Origin of the sequence: Actinomadura rubteroloni, assembly GCF_002911665.1 — a bacterium.
Taxonomy (GTDB): Bacteria; Actinomycetota; Actinomycetes; order Streptosporangiales; family Streptosporangiaceae; genus Spirillospora; species Spirillospora rubteroloni.
The window spans coordinates 920,661-943,164 of sequence record NZ_MTBP01000002.1 but is presented as its reverse complement, the minus strand read 5'-3'; the positions used below and the strand labels follow the sequence as shown (position 1 = coordinate 943,164).

Below are 22,504 nucleotides of genomic sequence, written 5' to 3'. Positions count from 1 at the left end.
TCTGATCGGACCGTTCACCGCAAGGCCCGGGTCCCGGGGGTTCGCCCCCGGGACCCGGGCCTTTCTCAGCGGGCGTCCCCGTCGAGGAAGGCGAACAGCGCGTCGTCGTCGGCGTCGGTGAACGGTTCGCCGTCGTCCTTGCCGTGGGCGGTGATCCGGTCCAGCAGGTCCCGCAGGCGGCGGGCGGCGGCGGTGCACAGCTCGTCGTCGGGGAGCGTCGCGAACGCCGACTCCAGGTCGGTGAGCGCGGCCAGGTGGTCGGCCGCGCCGTCGGACGTCCCCGTGGTGAGGCGTTCGCGCAGGAAGTCGCCGAGTTCGCGGAGCGTCGGGTAGTCGAACACCAGCGTGGACGGGAGCCGGAGCCCCGTCGCCCGGGACAGGCGGTTCTGGAGGTCTAGCGCTGTCAGGGAATCCAGGCCCATGTCGAACAGGCCCCGGTCGGGCGCGATGGCGGCGGCCGTGTCGTGCGCGAGCACCTCCGCGACCTGGCCGCCGATGAGGCTGACGAGCAGGCCGGCCTGCTCCTCGGGCGTCCGGCCGGAGAGACGGCCGGGCCAGGTCGCGGCGGGTGCCGCGCCCCGCCGCGCGGACCGAGCCGGGAACAGGTCCCGGAGGACGGCGGGAACCGTCCCCTCGACGGCCGCGGCGCGCAGGGCGGGGGCGTTCAGGGCGATCGGGACGGGGGCGGGGTGGTCGGTGGCGAGAGCCGCGTCGAAGAGTTCCAGGCCCTGCGCGTCGGTGAGGGGGGCGATGCCGGAGCGGCGGAGCCGGTTGAGGTCCGCCGCCGTGAGGCCGGCGGTCATGCCGCTGGCGTGTTCCCAGAGTCCCCAGGCGATGGACGTCGCGGGGAGGTTCTGGGAGTGGCGGAGGTGGGCGAGGGCGTCGAGGTAGGTGTTGGCGGCGGCGTAGTTGGCCTGTCCTGGGGTGCCGAGGGTTCCGGCTGCCGAGGAGAAGAGGATGAACGCGTCCAGATCGTGGGTCTGCTGGTGCAGGTTCCAGGCCGCGTCGACCTTGGGACGGAACACCGTCGCGAGGTGGTCGGGTGTCTGGCTGATCAGCGGTGCGTCCTTGAGGGCGCCCGCTGCGTGGATCACGGTCTTCAGCGGGTGTTCCTCGGGGATGGCGGCGAGAAGGTCGGCGAGGGCGTCGGGGTCGGCGGTGTCGCAGGCGGCGATCGTGACCTGTGCGCCTAGGGCTTCCAGCCGGGTCTTCAGGTCGGTCGCGCCGGGGGCGTCGGGGCCGCGTCGGCTGACCAGGAGCAGGTGCCGGGCCTCATGCCGGGTGGCGAGGTGCTCGGCGACCAGTGCGCCGAGCGCACCCGTGCCGCCCGTGATCAGCGTCGTGCCCGTCCGGGCCGGGGCGTCCGCCGCGGCGGGAAGCGCGGCGAGCAGCGGCACCAGCGCGCGGCCCTCGCGCAGCGCGAGCTGCGGATGCCCGCTCGCGACGGCCGTCGCGAGCGCCGCCGCCGAGGCCGGGCTCCCGTCGGTGTCGACCAGCGTGATCCGGCCGGCGTGCTCGGACTGCGCGGTGCGGACCAGGCCCCACAGCGCCGCGTGCGCCAGGTTCGGCGCCTCGCCGGGTCCGGTCGCGACGGCCCGGGTCGTGACGACCGCGAGCGGGGCGTCGTCGGCGGCCAGCCGTTCGTTCAGCTCCGCCAGCATCCGCTCGGCGGTCGGCCGGACGGCGTCCACGGTGTCGGGGAGGTCCTCGGCGGTGAGCACGACGGGGTCGGCCGCGAGCGGTTCGGCGTCCGGCGGCGCGGCGGACCAGGTCAGCGCGTACAGCGGATCCCGCCGCCGCCGGGCGAGCGCGTCGGCGGGCAGCGCCCGGACGGTCAGGGAACCCACGGTGAGGACCGGCGTGCCGTCCGGGGCGGACGCCGTGAGCGTGAAGGCGTCGTCGCCCGCCGGTTCGATCGCGACGCGGAGGTCGGTGGCGTCCGAGGCGTGCAGGCGGACGTCCGACCACGCGTACGGCAGGACGAGCCGTCCTTCGCCCGCGGCGTCGCCCAGCGCCAGGGGGTGCAGCGCGGCGTCCAGCAGCGCCGGGTGGACGCCGTAGCCCGCCGGGTCGGCGTCCTCGCCGAGGCTGACGCGGGCGTGAAGCGCGGCGCCGGCCGTGCGCAGCTCGTCCAGGTTCTGGAAGGCCGGACCGTAGTCGTAGCCGCGTTCCGCGAGCGTCGGGTAGGCGTCGGTGACGTCCACGGTCTCGGCGTCGGCCGGGACCGGCGGGACGGCCACCGGGCCGGGGTCGCCGGCGCCGAGCGCGCCGGTCGCGTGCAGGGTCCACTCGCCGTCGGGGCCGTGCGGACGGGACCGGACGGTCACGGGCCTGGCCCCGCCCTCGTCGGGCGCGCCGACGACGAGCTGGAGGTCGCGGGGATCGTCCGGCGCGAGGATCAGGGCCGCGTGCAGCGTGAGGTCGTCCAGCGCGGGACTCCCGACGAGCCGGCCCGCGTGCAGGGCCAGGTCGAGCAGCGCGGCGGCGGGCAGCAGCGGCGTCCCGTGGACGGCGTGGTCGAGCAGCCACGGGTGCGCCCCCGGCGCGAGCCGCGCGGTGAACGCGACGGCGTCGTCCGGGAGTTCGACGGCCGCGCCGAGCAGGGGGTGGTCGGAGCCGTCCAGGCCCAGGCCGGCCGCGGTCTCCGGGGAGGACTCCCCGGCGAGCCAGTAGCGGCGGTGCTGGAACGCGTAGGTGGGCGGCGGGTCGATGCGCCGGGCGGGCGCGGCCGGCGCGGCGGCGGTGTGCGCGAGCGCGGTCAGGAAGACGACGTCCTCGGGGCCGCGCGGGTCGAGGGTGGGCTGGACGACGGCGTCGCCGAGGGAGCGGGCGAGCGCGGTGAGCGTGGGGCGCGGGCCGAGTTCGAGGTAGAGGGCGGGGTGGTGGGCGGTGTGGAGGTGGGTGAGGCCGTCGTGGAAGCGGACCGCGCTCCTGATCTGGTCCGTCCAGTACGCGGCGTCGCCGAGCTGCTCGGCGGTGGCTGTCTCCCCGGTGACGTTGGAGACGATCGGGACGGTGGTCGGGTGGTAGGTGAGGCTTTCGGCGACCTTCCGGAACTCGGCGAGCATGGGCTCCATGAGCGGCGAGTGGAAGGCGTGGCTGACGGTGAGCCGGCGGTGCTTGACGGCCCGCTCGTCCAGGGACGCGGTGAAGCGGTCGAGGGCGTCGACAGGGCCGGACAGCACGGTGGAGCGGGGTCCGTTGACGGCGGCGATCGCGAGGTCGTCGGGCAGCGGCGGCAGGTCGGCCTCGGATGCGTGGACGGTGAGCATTCCGCCGCCGGGCGGGAGCGCGCTCATGAGGCGGGCACGCGCCGCGACCAGGGCCGTGGCGTCGGTGAGGCTCCACAGCCCGGCGAGGTGAGCGGCGGTGAGTTCGCCGAGGGAGTGTCCGAGCAGGTGATCGGGGGTGACGCCGTGGTGGCGGAGGAGGTGGTGGAGAGCGACTTGCAGCGTGAACAACGCGGGTTGGGCGTAGGCGGTGTCGTTGATGAGGTCGCTGTCGCTGAAGATGACGTCTTTCAGCGGTTGGTCCAGGTGCGGGTCGAAGGCTGCGCACACCGTGTCGAAGGCTTCGGCGAAGACGGGCGAGGTGTCGTAGAGGCCGCGTCCCATGCCGGGCGTCTGGCTGCCCTGCCCGCTGAGAAGGTAGACCAGCCCGCCGTCCCGCTCCGGAAGGCCCGTGACCAGGGCGGGGTGCGGCTCGTCCGCCGCGAGCGCGGCCAGCGCCCCGGTGAGGACGTCCCGGTCGTCGCATCCCACGATCACCGCGGCGCGGTGCGCGAGCCGGGACCGGGCGGACAGGCTCCCCGCCAGGTCGCCGGGGGTGAGGTCGGGGTGCTCGGCGACGTGCGCGCCGAGCCGCGCCGCCGCGTCGCGCAGCGCGGCCGGTTCCTTGGCCGACAGCGGGACGATCACCGTCTCCGGCGTGTCCGGAGCGGCCGGTTCGAGGTCCGGGGCCTGCTCCAGGATGACGTGGGCGTTGGTGCCGCTGATGCCGAAGGACGAGACGGCGGCGCGGCGCGGACGTCCGGTCTCGGGCCACGGCGCGGCTTCGGCCAGGAGGGACAGGTGGCCGGTGGTCCAGTCGACGTGGGGCGAGGGTTCGTCCAGGTGCAGGGTCTTGGGCAGCGTGCCGTGGCGCATGGCCTGAACCATCTTGATGACGCCCGCGACGCCCGCGGCGGCCTGGGTGTGCCCGATGTTGGACTTGACGGCTCCCAGATGGACGGGGAGTTCCGCGGTGTGGTGGCGGCCGTAGGTGTTGAGAAGCGCCTGTGCCTCGATGGGGTCGCCCAGGGTGGTTCCGGTGCCGTGCGCTTCGACGGCGTCGATCTCGTCGGGGGTCAGGCGTGCGTTGGCGAGGGCCTGGTGGATGACGCGTTCCTGGGACGGCCCGTTGGGCGCGGAGAGCCCGTTGCTCGCCCCGTCCTGGTTCACCGCCGAACCGCGCAGGACCGCCAGAACCGGGTGGCCGTGGCGTTCGGCGTCGCTGAGCCGCTCCAGCAGCAGCACGCCCACGCCCTCGCCCCAGCCGGTGCCGTCGGCGGACGCGGCGAACGGCTTGCAGCGGCCGTCGGGGGCCAGGCCGCGCTGACGGCTGAACTCCAGGAACACCGACGGCGTCGCCATGACGGTGACGCCCCCGGCGAGCGCCATCTCGCACTCGCCCGAGCGCAGGGCCTGCGCCGCCAGATGCGCCGCGACGAGCGACGACGAGCAGGCCGTGTCGATGGTGACGGCCGGACCCTCGAACCCGAACGTGTACGCCACCCGTCCGGACGCGATGCTGCCCGCGCTCCCGCTGACCAGGTAGCCCTCCAGCGAACCGGACGACCGCGCGACCCGCGAGCCGTAGTCGTCGTACATGACGCCCGTGAACACGCCGACCGGACGGCCGCGCAGCCCGGCCGGGTCGAGGCCCGCGTTCTCCATCGCCTCCCACGACGTCTCCAGCAGCAGCCGGTGCTGCGGGTCCATCGCGAGGGCCTCGCGCGGGCTGATGCCGAAGAAGCCGGCGTCGAAGTCGCCCGCGTCGTAGAGGAACCCGCCGTGCCGGGCGTAGGACTTGCCGGTGCGGTCGGGGTCGGGGTCGAAGAGGTCGTCGTCCCAGCCGCGGTCGGCGGGGAACGGGCCGACCGCGTCGACGCCCCCGGCGACCAGCCGCCACAGGTCGCGCGGCGACCGGACGCCGCCCGGGTAGCGGCAGCCCATGCCGACGATGGCGATGGGCTCGTCCGGCGCGGCGCCCCGGGCGGGCGCGACCGCGGCCGCCGCCCGGCCCGCGCCGGTCAGCTCGGACCGCAGGTGCGCCGCGAGCGCGCCGGGGGTCGGATGGTCGAAGACCAGCGTCGTGGTGAGCCGCAGATCGGTCGCCTTGCTGAGCAGGTTGCGCAGTTCGACGGCGGCGAGCGAGTCGAAGCCGAGGTCCTTGAACGGGACGTCGAGGTCCGGGGCGGCGCCGCTCTCCAGGCCCAGGACCGCCGCGACGTGGGTGCGCACCAGGTCGGTGAGGACGTGCGTCTGCTCGGCCTCGGGCCGTCCGGCGAGACGCTGACCGAGGCCGGTGGCCCGCGGCGCGGGCTTCGCGGCGGTGCGCGGCGCGCGGGGGACGATCGGGGCGGCCACCAGGTGCGGTTCGGCGGAGCCGAGGGCGGCGTCGAGGAGAGCCAGGCCCTGCGCGTCGGTGAGGGGGGTGATGCCGGAGCGGCGGAGCCGGGCGAGGTCGGCCGGGGTGAGGTCGGTGGTCATGCCGCTGCTGTGTTCCCAGAGTCCCCAGGCGATGGACGTCGCGGGGAGGTTCTGGGAGTGGCGGTGGTGGGCGAGGGCGTCGAGGTAGGTGTTGGCGGCGGCGTAGTTCGCCTGTCCCGCGTTGCCGAGGACCCCGGCCGCTGAGGAGAACAGGATGAAGGCGTCCAGGTCGCGGGTCTGCCGATGCAGGTTCCAGGCCGCGTCGACCTTGGGCGGGAACACTGCGGCGAGGTGCTCGTCGGTCTGGCTTTCCAGCGGCGCGTCCCGCAGGACTCCGGCCGCGTGGACGACGACGCGCAGCGGGTGTTCTTCGGGGATGGCGGCGAGGAGGTCGGCGAGGGCGTCGGGGTCGGCGGTGTCGCACGCGGCGATGGTGACCTGTGCGCCGAGTTCTTCGAGTCGGGCTTTCAGGTCGTCGGCGCAGGGGGCGTCGGGGCCGCGTCGGCTGACCAGGAGCAGGTGCCGCGCGTCGTGCCGGGTGGCGAGGTGTTCGGCGACCAGTGCGCCGAGCGTGCCGGTGCCGCCCGTGACCAGGACCGTGCCGTCGCCGGTGAGGCGTCCCGGCTCGGACGGGTGCCGGGCCAGTTCCGGGCAGAGAAGACGTCCGTCGCGCAGCGCGAGGTGGGGGAGGCCGGTGGCGAGTGCCGCCGCCGCGTCGTCGGCCGTCACGTCCCCGTCCGCGTCCAGCAGGACGATCCGGTCGGGATGTTCGGCCTGGGCGGTGCGCACCAGTCCCCAGACGGGAGCCTGCGCCAGGTCGAGAGTCTCGGAGGCGATCGCGGCGCGGGTGACGACCAGCAGCCGGGCGTCCGCGGGCCGGTCCTCGCGCAGCCAGGCCCGGACGCCGTCCAGGACGCGTCCCGTCACCGCGCGCGGCCCGCCGTCGGAGGCGACCTCCAGCACCCGGTCCGGCGCGTGCGGCGCGCCGCCCGGCGGGACCGGGGACCAGCGGACGGTGAACAGGGACGGGGCGTCCCGGTCGGTGAACGCGCGGCGGAACTCGTCGGCGGAGACGGGCCGCATCGCCAGCGCCCGCACCGACACGACCGGCTCGCCGAAGGAGTCGACGGCGACGACGGCCACGGTGCCCGGTTCCGTCACCGTGATCCGGACCCGCAGTTCGGCGGCGTCCGACGGGACGGCCTGCACGTCGCGCCAGGAGAACGGCAGCGGCGTCTCCCCGTCCGCGAGGCCCTGGATCGCGAGCGGATGCAGCGCGGCGTCCAGCAGCGCCGGGTGCGGGCCGTAGCCGGACGTGGCGAGGTCCGGCCCGAGGCGCACGGTCCCGTAGAGGACGGAGCCGTCGCGGCGGAGGTCGCGCAGGTTCTGGAACGCGGGCCCGTAGTCGTAGCCGTGCTCGGCGAGGCGCTCGTACACGTCGACGAGGTCGACGGCCTCCGCCCCGGCGGGCGGCTCGGTCGCCGGCGGCGCGGGGAACACGCGAGCCGGGGCGAGGACGCCCGTGGCGTGCTCGGTCCACGTCGCGTCGTCGCCCGCCCGGCCGTGCACGGTGAGCGCGCGCCGGCCCGCCTCGTCGGGCGGCGTGACGGTGAGGTGCACGTCGCGGGGGCGGCCGGACGCGAGGAACAGCGGCGTCTGAAGGGTCAGTTCCTCGACCGTCGGGCAGCCGGTGACGCGCCCGGCGTGGAGGGCGAGGTCGAGGAACGCGGTGCCGGGCAGCAGCGGAGTGCCGTGGACGGCGTGGTCGGCGAGCCACGGCTGCGTCTCCAGGGAGAGCCGCGCGGTGGCCTGCCACCGCCCGTCCGGCAGCGGCGTGGCCGTGGCGAGAAGCGGATGGTCGGCCGGTCCGAGCCCGAGTTCGGCGACGTCCTCGATCGCCCCCGCGGACGCGGCGAGCCAGAACCGGCGGCGCTGGAACGGGTAGGTCGGCGGCGGCGTGTCCGGCGCGGGCCCCGACGGCGGCAGCACGGCCCGGCCCCGCGTGTGGAGGTGCGCGAGGGCGGTGAGGAACGCGACGTCGTCGGCCAGCCGGTGGTCCAGGACGGGCTCGACGTCGGCCGCGTCGGCGAGCGTCTGGTGGGTGAGCGTGGTGAGGGTGGGGCGGGGGCCGAGTTCGAGGTAGAGGGCGGGGTCGTGAGTGGTGTGGAGGTGGGTGAGGCCGTCGTGGAAGCGGACGGTGTTGCGGATGTGGTCGGTCCAGTACGCGGGGTCGTGGAGTTCCTCGTCGGTGGCGGTGCGCCCGGTGAGGTTGGAGACGATCGGGACGGTGGTCGGGTGGTAGGTGAGCCCCGCCGCCACTTCCCCGAACTCGGCGAGGATCGGTTCCATCAGCGGCGAGTGGAAGGCGTGGCTGACGGTCAGCCGCCGGGTGGTGACGCCCTGCTCGGTGAGCTGCCCGGCGACGCGTTCGAGGGCGTCGAGATCGCCGGACAGGACGGTCGCGGTGGGGGAGTTCACGGCGGCGACGGCGACGTCGTCGGGCAGGGGCGGGAGCGCGGACTCGGGCGCCTGGACGGTGAGCATTCCGCCGCCCGCAGGGAGCGCCCCCATCAGGCGGGCACGCGCCGCGACCAGGGCCGTGGCGTCGGTGAGGGTCCAGAGTCCGGCCAGGTGGGCGGCGGTGAGTTCGCCGAGGGAGTGCCCGATGAGGACGTCGGGGGTGACGCCGTGGTGCCGGAGAAGCTGGTGGAGGGCGACTTGTAGGGCGAACAATGCGGGTTGGGCGTAGGCGGTGTCGTTGATGAGGTCGCTGTCGCTGAAGATGACGTCCTTCAGCGGTTGATCCAAGTGCGGGTCGAAGGCCGCGCACACCGTGTCGAAGGCTTCGGCGAACACGGCCGAGGTGTCGTAGAGCCCGTGTCCCATGCCGGGCATCTGGCTGCCCTGCCCGCTGAGCAGGTAGGCCAGCCCGCCGTCGCGGACCCTACCGGTGACCAGCGCGGGGTGTTCCTCGCCCACCGTGAGCGCGGCCAGCGCCTCGGAGAGCACCTCCCGGTCGTCGCGCTCGGCGACCACGACCGCGCGGCGGTCGAACGACGTCCGCGCGGCCAGCGTCCCCGCCAGCGCGCCCGGCGTCGCGTCCGGGTGCGCGGCGAGATGGGCGCCGAGGCGTGCGCCGGCGGCCCGCAGCGCCTCCGGGGTCCGCGCCGACAGCGGCAGCGCGACGACGGGCGGCCCGGTCCCTTCCGCGGCCGGTTCGGCTTCGGGCGGTGCTTCCAGGATGACGTGGGCGTTGGTCCCGCTGATCCCGAAGGACGAGACGGCGGCCCGGCGGGGACGGTCGGTGTCGGGCCAGGGCGTGGTGTCGGCGAGCAGGGACAGGTGGCCGGTGGTCCAGTCGACGTGGGGTGACGGCTCGTCCAGGTGCAGGGTCTTGGGCAGGGTGCCGTGGCGCATGGCCTGCACCATCTTGATGACGCCCGCGATTCCGGCGGCGGCCTGGCTGTGGCCGATGTTGGATTTGATGGAGCCGAGGTGGAGCGGCTGGTCGTTCGTGTGGTGGCGTCCGTAGGTGTTGAGAAGCGCCTGCGCTTCGATGGGGTCGCCCAGGGTGGTGCCGGTGCCGTGTGCTTCGACGGCGTCGATCTGGTCGGCGGTGAGCCCTGCGTTGGCGAGGGCCTGGTGGATGACGCGCTCTTGGGACGGCCCGTTGGGCGCGGAGAGTCCGTTGCTGGCGCCGTCCTGGTTGATCGCCGAGCCGCGCAGGACCGCGAGCACCGTGTGCCCGTTGCGCCGGGCGTCCGACAGCCGCTCCAGGATGACCAGGCCCGCGCCCTCGGCGAAGCTCGTCCCGTCGGCGGCGGCGGCGAACGGCTTGCAGCGGCCGTCGGGAGCCAGTCCGCGCTGGCGGCTGAACTCCAGGAACATGCCGGGCGAGCTCATCACGGTGACGCCTCCGGCGAGCGCCATCTCGCATTCGCCCGAACGCAAAGATCGCGCCGCCAGGTGCAGAGCGACCAGCGACGACGAGCAGGCCGTGTCGATCGTCACGGCCGGACCCTCGAACCCGAACGAGTACGCGACCCGTCCGGAGATGGCGCTCGTGGTGGTGCCGGTCAGCAGGTACCCGCCGACGTCCCGCGTCCCCTGGTGCATCCGCGGCCCGTAGTCCTGCGAGATGGCGCCGACGAACACCCCCACCGGCCGCCCGCGCAGCGAAGCGGGGTCGAGCCCGGCGCTCTCCATCGCCTCCCACGACGTCTCCAGCAGCACCCGCTGCTGCGGGTCCATCGCGAGGGCCTCGCGCGGGCTGATGCCGAAGAACTCGGCGTCGAACTCGCCCGCGTCGTAGAGGAACCCGCCGTGCCGGGAGTACGACGTCCCCGGACGGTCCGGATCGGGGTCGAAGAGGTCGCCGCTCCAGCCGCGGTCGGCCGGGAACGCGCCGATGGCGTCGACCTCCTCCAGCGCCAGCCGCCACAGGGCGTCCGGAGTGTTCGCGCCGCCCGGGTAGCGGCAGCTCATCGCGACCACGACGACAGGGTCCGACGCGTCGGCGGCCGGTGCGGCGACGACCCGGGCTTCGGCGCTCTCCCCGGCGAAGAGCTCGTCCAGGAGGTAGCCGGTGAGGCTGTCGATGGTCGGCCGGTCGAACACGAGCGTGGTCGGCAGCCGCCGGCCGGTCAGCGTGTTGAGCCGGTTGCGCAGCTCGACGGCGGTCAGCGAGTCGAAACCGAGTTCCTTGAAGGCGCGTCCGGCGTCGAGGGCGTCGGGCGCGGCGTGGCCGAGGACCACGCCGACCTGAGCGCGGACGTCGGCGCGGACGCGGGCGCGCCGCTCGTCGGCGGGCAGCGCGGCGATCAGGTCCGGCCACGACGCGGACGACGCCGCGCCCCCGCTCGCGGCGGCGCGCAGCGAGGCGGACGTGAGGTCGCGCAGCAGCGGCGACGGATGCTCGGCGGCCGTGCGTGCCGGAAGCGGCGTGGCGACCAGGTGCGGCGGGCCGAGCTGCAGCGCGGCGTCCAGCAGCGCGAGCGCCCGTTCGTCGGCGAGCGGCGTGAGCCCCGCGCGGCGCAGCCGGGCGAGGTCGGCGGCGGTCAGCTCGCCGGTCATCCCGCTGCTGCGCTCCCACAGCCCCCACGACACCGACACGGCGGCGAGGCCGTGCGCGCGGCGCTCGTGGGCGAGGGCGTCGAGGTAGGTGTTGGCGGCGGCGTAGTTCGCCTGCCCGGGATTGCCGAGCACGCCGACCGCCGACGAGAACAACACGAACGCCGCGAGGTCGAGGTCCCGGGTCTGCTGGTGCAGGTGCCACGCCGAGTGGACCTTCGGGCGCAGCACCTCGGCGACCCGGTCGGCGGTCAGGCCGGTCACCGGGGCGTCCCGCAGGATGCCCGCCGCGTGCACGACGGCCGTGAGGGGATGGTCGGCGGGGACGGCCGACAGGAGCGCGTCCAGGGCGTCCGGGTCGGACGCGTCGCACGCCGCGACCGTGACGTGCGCGCCGAGGCCCTCCAGTTCGGCGGCCAGCTCGTCCGCGCCGGGGCTCCCGGGGCCGCGGCGGCTGGTGAGCAGCAGCCGCCGCGCCCCGTGGACGGTGACCAGGTGCCGCGCGACGACCCCGCCGAGCGTGCCCGTCCCGCCCGTGATGAGGACGGTGCCGTCCGGGTCCAGCGGACGCGGCGGCAGCAGCACGACCTTCCCGACGTTCGCGCCCTCCTGGAGGTGCCGCAGCGCGGAACGCGCGTCGAGCAGGTCCCACGAGCGGACGGGCGGCGGACGCAGCGCGCCCGACGCGAACAGGCCGCCGAGGGCGTCGAGCATCCCGCGGATCCGGTCGGGCGGGACGGTCAGCAGGTCGAACGCGTCGTAGCCGACGCCGGGATGGTCGGCGGCGACCGTCGCGGGATCGCGGATGTCGGTCTTGCCGATCTCGACGAACCGTCCGCCGCGCGGCAGCAGCCGCAGGGACGCGTCGACGAACTCGCGCGCGAGGGAGTTCACGACGACGTCGACGCCCCGCCCGTCCGTCCGGTCCAGGAACTCCGCCTCGAACGTGAGGGCACGCGAGTCCCCGATGTGGGCGTCGTCCAGGCCGAGGTCGTGCAGGGCGGCGCGCTTCCCGGCGCTGGCCGTCCCGTACACCTCCGCGCCGAGATGCCGCGCGAGCTGGACGGCGGCCGTCCCGACGCCGCCGGCCGCCGCGTGCACGAGCACGGTCTCGCCGGGCCGGACATCGGCGAGGTCGACCAGCCCGTAGTAGGCGGTGAGGAACACGATCGGGACGGACGCGCCCTGCTCGAACGTCCAGTCGGCGGGCAGCGGGGCCAGGTGCCGGACGTCGGCGACCGCGACGGACGCGAAGGCGTGCTCGAACAGGCCGAGAACGCGGTCGCCGGGGGCGAAGTCGGTGACGTCCGCCCCGACCTCCAGGACGACGCCCGCGCCCTCCAGCCCGAGGCCGGTCTCGCCCTCCCGCATCGCGAGCGTCACGAAGACGTCGCGGAAGTTCACCCCGGCCGCCCGCACCGCGATCCGCACCTGGTGGGGGAGCAGCGCGGCGTCCCGCGCCTCGGACGGGACGACCATGAGGTCATCGAACGTGCCGGTCCGTCCGGAGATGTCCAGGCGCCAGCCGGACGGCGCGTCCGGAAGCAGCCGGTCCGTCCCGGCCCGGACCAGACGGGGCCGGAACGTGCCGGCCTCCCGCACCGCCAACTGCGATTCGCCGAGGGCGTGGGCGGCGGCGACGGCACCGGCGATCGCGGTGACGTCCTCGGTGGCCGTGTCCAGCAGATGGAACTGGCCGGGGTGCTCGTTCTGGGCGGTGCGGACCAGGCCCCAGACGGCGCTGTGCGGCAGATGGATCGGATGGTCGTCGCCGGGCAGCGCGTGCGCGCGGCCGGTGCAGACGGTGAGGGTGCCGCCGTGCAGGTGGGGGGCGTCCAGCCATTCCTGGAGCAGCGCGAGCGCGTCGGCGGTGGCGCCGGCGACCGCGTCGGGGCAGTCGCAGTCGTCCAGGTCCCGGCCGCAGATGGCGGCCAGCACGCTCGGCAGCGCCACGACGTCGGCGGGGGCCTGCGCCGCGCCGCTCGCCACGGCGGCGCTCAGCTCGGCCAGGGACGCGTAGCCGCCCGGGACGTCGCCGATGAGGACCGGGTCGGGCCGGTCGGTCACGGCGGTCTCGATCGGCCGCCAGACCGTCCGGAACAGGTCGTTCGCGGCCGGGGACGTCGGACGGGCGGCCAGGTCGGCGGTGAGCGGGCGCAGGGCCAGTTCGGCGACGGTCAGCACGGGCGCGCCGGCCGGGTCCGCGGCGTGCAGGGAGACCGTGCCGGGCCGCAGCGGCGTCAGCGTGACGTGGAGCATGTCGGCGCCCGTGGCGTGCAGGCGGACCCCCGACCAGGAGAACGGCAGGCTGACCGGGCCGTCCTCCCGCAGGACGGTCGCCTGCAGCAGGGCATGGAGCGCGGCGTCCAGGAGCGCCGGGTGCAGGCCGTGGCCCGCGACCGGCGTCCCGGGCCCGACCTGGACGCGGGCGTGCAGCACGTTCCCCGCGACGCGGAGTTCGCGGAGGTTCTGGAACGCGGGGCCGTAGTCGTAGCCGCGTTCGGCGAGCGCCGGGTAGAGGCCGCCGAGATCGGTGGGCGCGGCGCCCTGCGGCGGCCAGGACATGACGGCGGCCACCGGTTCCGCGGCGGCCGGGGCGAGGACGCCCGCGGCGTGTTCGGTCCAGCCTTCGTCGCCGTCGTGCGGACGCGAGTGGACGGTGATCCGCCGCAGGCCCTGTTCGTCGGGCGCGGTGACCGCGACGTGGAGATCGCGGACGCCGTCCTCGGTGAGCGGGGCCTGGAGCGTGAGTTCGTCCACGGTGGGGCAGCCGACGGCCTGGCCCGCGTGCAGGGCGAGGTCGAGGAACGCCGTCCCGGGCAGCAGGGGGGTGCCGTGGACGGCGTGGTCGGCGAGCCACGGCGGCGCGTCGGGCGCGAGGAGCCCGGTGGCCTGCCAGCGGCCGTCCGGGAGCGCGGTGGTGGTGGCGAGCAGGGGGTGGTCGGCCGGGCCGAGGCCGAGACCCGCCGCGTTCGCGGTCGCCGGAGCGGGGGCGAGCCAGTACCGCTCCGCTTCGAACGGGTAGGTCGGCAGCGAGGTGGACGGCCGGGCCGGCGCCGCCGGGCGGACGGGTGCGGCCGCGTGGGTGTGGTGGGCGGCGAGCGAGGTGAGGAATCGGCGGTGGCCGCCGTCGTCGCGGCGCAGGGTCGGGTGCGCTGAGACCGGCGGTTCGACCGTCTCGCGGATGGCGGGGACCAGGACGGGGTGGGGGCTGGTCTCGATGAACGTGGAGTGCCGGGCGGCGAGTTCGGTGAGGGTGGGGTGGAACTGGACGGGGTTGGCGAGGTTGTCGTACCAGTACGTGGCGTCGAGCGTCGTCGTGTCCTCGACGAGTCCGCCCGTCAGCGTCGAATAGAACGGGATCGCGGCCTGCTGCGGGGCGACGGCGCCGAGGTCGTTGAGGAGCTGTGCGCGCAGGGCGTGCATGTGGGGTGTGTGGGAGGCGTAGTCGACCGGGATCATCCGGGCGTCGATGCTCTCGGTCTCGCAGTGCGCGATGAGGGCTTCGGCGGCCGGGGTCGTCCCGGCGACGACCGTGCGGGTCGGGGCGTTGAGCGCGGCGACGTGCAGGTCGCCGGTCAGGCCGAGGCGCGTGATGAGCGCTTCGGCGTCCGCAGGGCTCAGGGGGACGGAGACCATGCGTCCGCTGTCGGTGAGCGTGGTGAGGGCCTGGGCGCGTTTGGTGACGATGCGTGCGGCGTCGTCGAGGGTGAGCGCGCCCGCGATGTGAGCGGCGGCGATCTCGCCCTGGCTGTGGCCGATGACGGCGCCGGGGTGGACGCCGTGGTGTTCCCACAGGCGCGCGAGGGCGACCATCAGCGCGAACAGCGTCGGCTGGATGACGTCGATGGCGGTCGGGACGTCCGGAGCGGCCAGGACGTCGTGCAGGTCCCAGCCGGTGTAGGGCCGGAGAGCCTGGGCGCACTCCTCGATCGCGGCGGCGAACACCGGGGATTCGGCGATGAGCTGGACGCCCATTCCCGCCCATTGGGAGCCCTGGCCGGGGAAGACGAAGACCGTCCCGCCACCGCTCGGCAGCGTCTCCGGGCCGAGGACCAGCGACGGGTGCGGGCGGTCCTCGGCGAGGGCCGTCAGGGCGGCGACGGCCTCGGCGTGGTCGTCGCGCCCGGCGACGACCACGGCCCGGCGGCCGAGGATCGCCCGCCCGGCCAGCGCGCCGGCCAGCTCGGACGGGACGGTCCCCGGGTGCGCGGCGAGATGTTCGGCCAGCCGTCCCGCCGCCGCCCGGAGTGCCGCGGGCGTCTTGGCCGACAGCGGCAGCGCGACCGTCGGCGCCACGGGTCCGTCGGGCTCCGCGTCCGGCGCGGCCATGGGCGGTGCTTCAAGGACGACATGGGCGTTGGTGCCGCTGATCCCGAAGGACGACACGGCGGCCCGGCGCGGACGCCCGGTCTCCGGCCAGGGCGTGGCGTCGGCGAGCAGGGACAGGTGGCCGGTCGTCCAGTCGACGTGCGGTGACGGCTCGTCCAGATGCAGCGTCCTCGGGAGGACGCCGTGGCGCATGGCCTGCACCATCTTGATGACACCGGCGACGCCCGCCGCCGCCTGGGTATGCCCGATGTTGGACTTGACGGAGCCCAGATAGAGCGGCTGGTCGTCCGTGTGGTGGCGGCCGTAGGTGTTCAGAAGCGCCTGCGCCTCGATCGGGTCGCCCAAAGTGGTGCCCGTGCCGTGCGCCTCGACCGCGTCGATCTCGTCGGCGGTGAGTCCCGCGTTGGCGAGGGCTTGGTGGATGACGCGTTCTTGGGACGGCCCGTTGGGGGCCGACAAGCCGTTGCTGGCGCCGTCCTGGTTGATCGCCGAGCCGCGCAGGACGGCCAGCACCGTGTGCCCGTTCCGCTCCGCGTCCGACAGCCGTTCGAGCAGCACGAGCCCGACGCCCTCACCCCAGCCGGTGCCGTCGGCGGACGCGGCGAACGGCTTGCAGCGGCCGTCGGGGGCCAGGCCTCGCTGACGGCTGAACTCCAGGAACATGCCGGGCGAACTCATCACGGTGACGCCCCCGGCGAGCGCCATCTCGCACTCACCCGAACGCAGCGACCGCGCCGCCAGATGCAGAGCCACCAGCGACGACGAACAGGCCGTGTCGATCGTCACGGCCGGACCCTCGAAGCCGAACGAGTACGCGACCCGGCCCGACGCGACGCTGACCGTGCTGCCGGTGAGCCGGAACCCGTCGTACCCCTCGACCGACTCGCGCAGCTCGGGCCCGTAGCCGTGCGCGGTCGCGCCGACGAACACGCCCACCGGCCGCCGGGCCAGCTCCGACGGGTCGATCCCGGCGTGCTCGAACGTCTCCCAGGACGTCTCCAGGACGAGTCGCTGCTGCGGGTCCATCGCGGTGGCCTCGCGCGGGCTGAGGCCGAAGAACGCCGCGTCGAACGTGTCGGCGTCGTGCAGGAAACCGCCGTACCGCGTCGAGGATCCGCCGGGCCGGTCGGGGTCGCCGTCGAGCAGCGCCCGCAGGTCCCACCCGCGGTTGCCGGGGAACTCGGTGATCGCGTCGCGGCCGTCGCCGACCAGCCGCCACAGGTCGTCCGCCGACCGGACGCCGCCGGGAAAGCGGCACCCGATCCCGACGATCGCGACGGGCTCGTCCGTCACGGCGGGAGCGAGCGGCGCGGGCGGGACCTCGCCCGGCTCCTCCAGCAGATCGCTCCGCAGCCGCTCGACCAGGCCGAGCGGCGTCGGCCAGTCGAAGATCATCGTGGTGGGCAGCCGGAGCCCGCTCATGGCCTGGAGCCGGTTGCGCAGCTCCAGGCCGGACAGCGAGTCGAAGCCCAGTTCCTTGAAGGTGTCGCGCAGGTCGAGCGTGTCGTCCGCGCCGTAGCCGAGCGTGGCGTTGATGCCGACCCGCACCAGGTCCACGAACCTGCGGTGCGCCTCGGCGGCGCCGAGCGCGGCGAGACCGCGCCGCGAGAACGGGCCGTCGTCGCCCTCGTCCTCTTCCGCCTCCGGTTCCGGCGCGGCGGGCGCCGGGGCGCTCGCGGCGTCAGCAGCGCCCGCCGGCTCGGGCCAGGCGCGCCGCCGCTGGAAGGCGTAGGTGGGCAGGTCGGCGGTCCCGTCGCCGAGCAGCGCGCGCCAGTCGACCGCCACGCCCTGCCCGTGCAGGCCCGCCAGCGCCGTCACGAACGTCCGTTCCTCCACGCCGTCGAGCAGCGACGGCAGGAACAGGGTGTCCTCGGCGTCCAGGTTCTCTTCCGCGAGGGCCGTCAGCACCTTGCCGGGGCCGAGTTCCAGGAACGTCCGGACGCCCGCGTCGCGCAGCACGGTCACGCAGTCCGCGAACCGCACGGCCTCGCGGATCTGCCGCACCCAGTACTCCGGGTCGCGCAGGTCGTCGTCCGCGACGCGCCCGGTGAGCATGGACACGACGGGCATCCGCGGCGTCCGGAACTCCACGCCCGCCGCCACCGCGCGGAACCGGTCGAGCATCGGCTCCATCAACGCCGAGTGGAACGCGTGGCTGACCTTGAGCCGCCGCGTCCGGCGTCCCGCGGCCTCCAGCGCCGCCGCGACCGCCAGCGTCTCGTCCTCGGGGCCGGACAGCACCACCGACCGCGGCCCGTTGACGGCCGCGAGCCCCACCGCGCCGGTCAGCACGTCCCGCACTTCGTCGGCGGAGGCGCGCACCGACACCATCGCGCCGCCCGCGGGCAGGTCCTGCATGAACGCGCCGCGGGCCGCGACGAGCGCGGCGGCGTCGGCCAGGGACAGCACGCCCGCCGCGTGGGCGGCGGCGAACTCCCCGATGGAGTGGCCGGCGACGTGCCCGGGCCGGACGCCGAACGACTCGGCCAGCCGGTACAGCGCGACCTCGACGGCGAACAGCGCCGCCTGGGCGTACCGCGTCTGGTCCAAGAGCGCCGCGTCGTCGGAGTCCGCGTCGGCCCACATGACCTCGCGCAGCGGACGCGGCAGGTGCCGGTCGAGTTCGGCGCAGGCGGCGTCGAGCGCGGCGGCGAAGGCCGGGAACGCCCCCGCCAGTTCACGGCCCATGCCGATCCGCTGCGCGCCCTGCCCGGTGAACAGGACGGCCAGGCCGCCGTCGGTGGTCCGGCCCGAAACGGCGCCGGTCCCGGACTCGGCCAGGTCGCGCAGCGCCGTTTCGAGTTCCGCGCGGTCGTTCCCGACGACGGCGGCCCGGTGCTCGAAGGCCGTCCGGGTCGTGGCCAGGGACGCGGCGACGTCGGCGGCCGACGCGGGCCGTTCGGCCAGGAAGTCCAGGAGCTTGGCGGCCTGGGCGCGGACGGCCTTCGGCGAGCGGCCCGAGATGAGCCACGGCACCGTCGCCGGAACGGGACGCGGCGCCGCCGCGCGCTCGGCCGCGGGCGCGCCGCCGAGCACCAGATGGCAGTTGGTGCCGCCCATGCCGAACGACGACACCCCCGCCAGCACCGCGCCGCGCGCCTCCGGCCACGGCGTCAGCCCGGTCTGGACGGTCAGCCGCAGGTCGTCGAGCGGGATCTCCGGGTTCGGCCGGACGAAGTTGAGGCTCGCGGGGATCTCCCCGTGCCGCAGGCTCAACGCCGCCTTGACCAGGCCGGTGACGCCCGCCGCGCCTTCGAGGTGGCCGACGTTCGTCTTGGCCGACCCGACCAGCAGCCGCTCCCCGTCGCCGCGCCCCGCGCCGAGGACCGCGCCGAGCGCGGCGGCCTCGATCGGGTCGCCGACCCGGGTCCCCGTCCCGTGCAGCTCCACGTACTGGACGTCGGCGGGCGACACCCCGGCGTCCCGGTAGGCGCTGCGCAGGACCTCCTCCTGCCCGCGCCGGCCGGGGACGGTCAGGGCGTCGGTCGCGCCGTCGTTGTTCACCGCCCCGCCGAGGATCGTGCAGTAGATCCGGTCGCCGTCGGCCAGGGCGTCCGCCAGCGGCCGGAGGACGACCAGCGCGCCGCCCTCGCCGCGGACGTAGCCGTTGGCGCGCTCGTCGAAGGTGTGGCAGCGGCCGTCGGGCGAAAGCGCGCCGAATTTCTCCGCGCCGAGCGTCCCCGCGCCGAGGACGTTCAGATTGACGCCCCCCGCGATCGCCCTTTCCGCCGTGCCGCGCCGCAGGCTTTCGCAGGCCAGTTGCACCGCGACGAGAGACGAACTCTGCCCGGTGTCGACCGTCAGGCTGGGACCGTGCAGGCCGAGCGTGTACGACAGGCGGTTGGCGATGATGCCGCGCTGCGTCCCGGCGAGCGTGTGCTGCGTGACGGTCGCCGCTCCGTGGCTCCGCAGCAGCGCGGCGTAGTCGTCCCAGATGGCCCCGACGTAGACCCCGGTGCGCGATCCGCGCAGGTTCCCGGGAAGGACGCGCGCGTCCTCCAGCGCCTCCCAGCCGAGTTCGAGCACCAGCCGCTGCTGGGGGTCCATGACCGCGGCCTCACGCGGCGAGACTCCGAAGAACCGCAGGTCGATGCCGTCGATCCGGTCGAGGAATCCGCCGCGGCGCAGTTCCGGCGCGACATCGCTCCAGCGCCCCTCCGGCGCCGGCCCGACGGCTTCGCGTCCCTCGCGCAGCAGCCGCCAGAACCGATGCGGATCGTTGCCCCCCGGAAGTCTGCAGGAAATTCCAACAATGGCGATGGGCTCATGCATCGGCGATCCCTCGTAGCTGGCCATCCTGACTTATGGGACTTTTGATACCAGACCGGAACCGGCATGTGCAAGATCATTTTAGTAAGGCCAAAGGGGCAATTAAGTGGTATGCTGTTTTATGGGTCAGGCTGCCGTAGCAGGCAGAATCAGCCCACGAAACCCCGAAAAGCAGGTGTTTATGACTGACGGGACGTCAATGTCACCACGGGACGTTTTCGTACTCAAGCAGGAACGCATTTCCGAACTCGACGCGGACGGCCAGGCCGAGCTGTTCGCCGAGGACGGCGTCCTGGAGGTCCCCTTCGCCACCGACGGGATGCCCAACCGGTTCGTCGGCAGGGAGACCATCCGGGCCGTGACGGCCGCCGCGCTGGAGAACGCCAAGCGGGGCACGCGCCGCCTGGTGGCCCACCTCGACGAGGTGATCTACGTGACCGACGACCCCGAGGTCGTCGTCGCCGAGTTCCTGTCCCAGACCGAGGACACCGTCACGGGCGAGCGGTTCCAGGCCCCCTACATCCAGGTGCTCCGCATCCGCGACGGCAAGATCGTCCTCTTCCGCGACTACTGCACGCTCGACGCCATCACCCACCTGTGGGGCGCGAACGGCGGCGAGTCGTTCGCCGGGCTCGGCCGGACGTCCCCGGGCGGCCCTCCGCAGGAGAGCCCCCCGGGCGGGGCCTGACCGCTACAGCCCGGCTTCGAGCAGGTAGATCTTCGGCGTGATCGCGAAGGACGCCTGGATCTGGAACTGGCTGATCACCTCGTGCTGCTGCAGCACCCGCATGCCGGCCGCCTCGATCTCCGCGCGGAGCGGGGCGGCCGGGAGCACGTGGGAGAGGGCGGTGAAGATCTTCGCGTCGACGATCGCGCCGTCCTCCACCCGCTGGGCGAGGAAGTTGCTGGAGCGCAGCGACTCCACCGGGTCCACGAAGTCGAGCAGCGTGAGGAGCATCGGGATGTCGGCGTCCGCGCCGGTCGCGACGATCGCCTGCGTCTCGAACGGCTCGGTGCGCTTCTCGATGCCCGGGAACTCGATGAGGGTCATCAGGAACCGGCCGTCGGCCGCGAGATGCTCGCGGACGGAGGCGAACAGCGACGCGCGCTGGTCGGGGCCGAGGTAGCTGACCGCGTTCGCGCCGAGCGTGATGAAGTCGAACGTGCGGTCGAGGGAGAAGCTCGTCATGTCGCCCTGGACGGTGGAGACGCGGTCGCTGTAGTCGGTGCCGTCCTCCTTCTCCTCCTCCAGGCGCTCGGCGAACAGGCTGAGCATGTGCGGCGACATGTCCAGGCCGACCGCGTCGAAGCCGTTCTCCAGGAACGGGAAGGTGAGCCGTCCCGAGCCGCACGCCAGTTCCAGCAGCGTGCCCTTCTTGCCTTCGGCGATCTCCAGCATCGCCTCGGCGTCGGCCTCGTCATAGCGCGTGAGGAAATGGTAGACGGGCGAGCCCTCGGGGCCGTAGAGGCTGTGCACGCTGCTGTCTCCGCCCAGCAGGCGGGCGACGTGGGCGGCGGTCCCCAGAACGCGGGGGGCGTCGTTGCTCATGGAATACCTCTTTTTCGCGGGACGGGCGGCCGTGGCAATTCACGAAATTGCCACGGCCATCTTCTCGGGGATCCGTAAATTTCCGCTCAATGGCCGCTTAAGCCGAGGTCGTCGCGCCGAACCAGGTCCGCAGGGCGAGGTCCAGGCCGGCGTCGCCGGCGGTGTCGCGGTCCGCCCAGGCGACGAACCCGTCGGGCCGGACGAGCACCGCCCGGGCGTCCAGCTCCGGCGTCGGCTCGACGGTCACGACGTCCACGTCGCCGGTGACGTCCGGCAGGGCGCCGGGCTTGCCGGTCAGGTTCAGCACGAGCCCCCGGCCGGTGGTGAGGAGTTCGTAGGTCGTCAGGGCGGTGCCGTCGGGACGCGTGACGGGGACGTCCTGGAACCGCGTGCCGATGAGTTCGTGCCGCTCCACGTCCGCGGGCAGGCCCGGGTAGTCGAAGGCGTAGCCGACCTCGGTGACGTACTGGACGAGGTACTTGCGCACCTCCGGAATCGTGATGAGCCCCGCCAGGACCTCCCGCAGCGGCTCGACGTGCTCCAGCGGGTGCATGGCCGCCACCTGCGCCTGGGCGCGCACGCAGGCACGGCGCCCGATCGGACGGCGTTCGGCGTGGTAGCTGTCCAGCAACCCTTCCGGCGCCCGCCCCTGGACCTCGGCGGCGAGCTTCCAGCCGAGGTTCGCGGCGTCGTGGATCGTGGTGACCATGCCGTTGCCCGAGGACGGCGGGTGCGAGTGGGCGGAGTCGCCGACGAGCAGCACGCGGCCGTCCCGGTAGGAGCGCGCGACGCGCGTCGGGTGCCCGTTGCGCGCCATCCAGCTCGGTTCCTCGATGTCGGGCGCGTCCCCGGCGATGCGGCGGACGCTGGCGAGCACTTCGTCGCGCGTCACCGGGACCTCGGGGCCCGCAGGCTCGCCGACGAACTCCACCGTCATGATCCGGATCCGGCCCGCCTGGAGCGGCAGGATGCCGAGCTGCCCGTTCGGGTACAGGCCCTTGACGAACCGGTCGTGGTTGCCCGCGAAGTCGCCGACGTCGGCCGTCACGCCGTAGTAGGACGGCGCGAACTGCTCGTACTCGAACCCGCACAGCCGGGCGACGGTGCTCCGGACGCCGTCGGCGCCGACCAGGTACGCGCAGCGCAGCGTCCGCTCGCCGTCCGCGGACCGGACGCCGACCGTGACGCCGTCCGCGTCCTGCTCGACCCCGGTGACCTCCTGCCCGAGCAGGACCTCCACGCCGAGTTCCCGGGCGCGCTCCTCCAGCAGCTCCTCGGTGCGGACCTGCGGGACGAGCATGTCGTACTCGGTCTCGGCGAGTCCGTTGTCCAGGTCGATGTACATCAGCCCGAAGTGGGTGCGGTTCCAGCGCGGAGTGTCGGCGTCGCCGAACCGGTCGGCGATGCCGCGCTGCTTGAGGGTTTCGACGCAGCGCGCGTGCAGCAGCGCCCCGCCCGACTCGTGGGAGCGTCCGGTGCGCTTTTCGAGCACCGTGGTCCGGACGCCCGCCAGCCCCAGCTCGCAGGCGAGCATGAGACCGCCCGGCCCCGCTCCGACGATCACGACATGGTCGTTCATGGTTTCTCCTGGTCC

Annotated in this window: 4 protein-coding genes; 1 reads left to right on the top strand and 3 read right to left on the bottom strand. The window is 74.4% G+C overall.

Features of this window, described 5'->3' with window-relative positions:
• Window positions 1-65: 65 nt before the first annotated feature.
• The gene (locus tag BTM25_RS29980; protein WP_205648120.1) at window positions 66-19,364 is read right to left on the bottom strand and encodes a type I polyketide synthase; all 19,299 of its coding nucleotides are present in this window, start codon (window positions 19,362-19,364) and stop codon (window positions 66-68) included.
• Window positions 19,365-19,560: 196 nt separating this feature from the next.
• Between BTM25_RS29980 and BTM25_RS15760 the strand changes: the two genes are divergently transcribed.
• The gene (locus BTM25_RS15760; protein WP_168212122.1) at window positions 19,561-20,049 is read left to right on the top strand and encodes a nuclear transport factor 2 family protein; all 489 of its coding nucleotides are present in this window, start codon (window positions 19,561-19,563) and stop codon (window positions 20,047-20,049) included.
• Between the two features lie 3 nt (window positions 20,050-20,052).
• On the opposite strand, the gene mpaM is transcribed toward BTM25_RS15760, so the two are convergent.
• Both mpaM and BTM25_RS15750 read right to left on the bottom strand, forming a co-directional pair.
• On the bottom strand, window positions 20,053-20,910 hold the full coding sequence (mpaM, locus tag BTM25_RS15755; RefSeq protein WP_103563648.1) for a daptide-type RiPP biosynthesis methyltransferase: 858 nt from the start codon (window positions 20,908-20,910) through the stop codon (window positions 20,053-20,055).
• Window positions 20,911-21,007: 97 nt separating this feature from the next.
• The gene (locus BTM25_RS15750; RefSeq protein WP_103563647.1) at window positions 21,008-22,489 is read right to left on the bottom strand and encodes an FAD-dependent monooxygenase; all 1,482 of its coding nucleotides are present in this window, start codon (window positions 22,487-22,489) and stop codon (window positions 21,008-21,010) included.
• Between the last annotated feature and the right edge of the window lie 15 nt (window positions 22,490-22,504).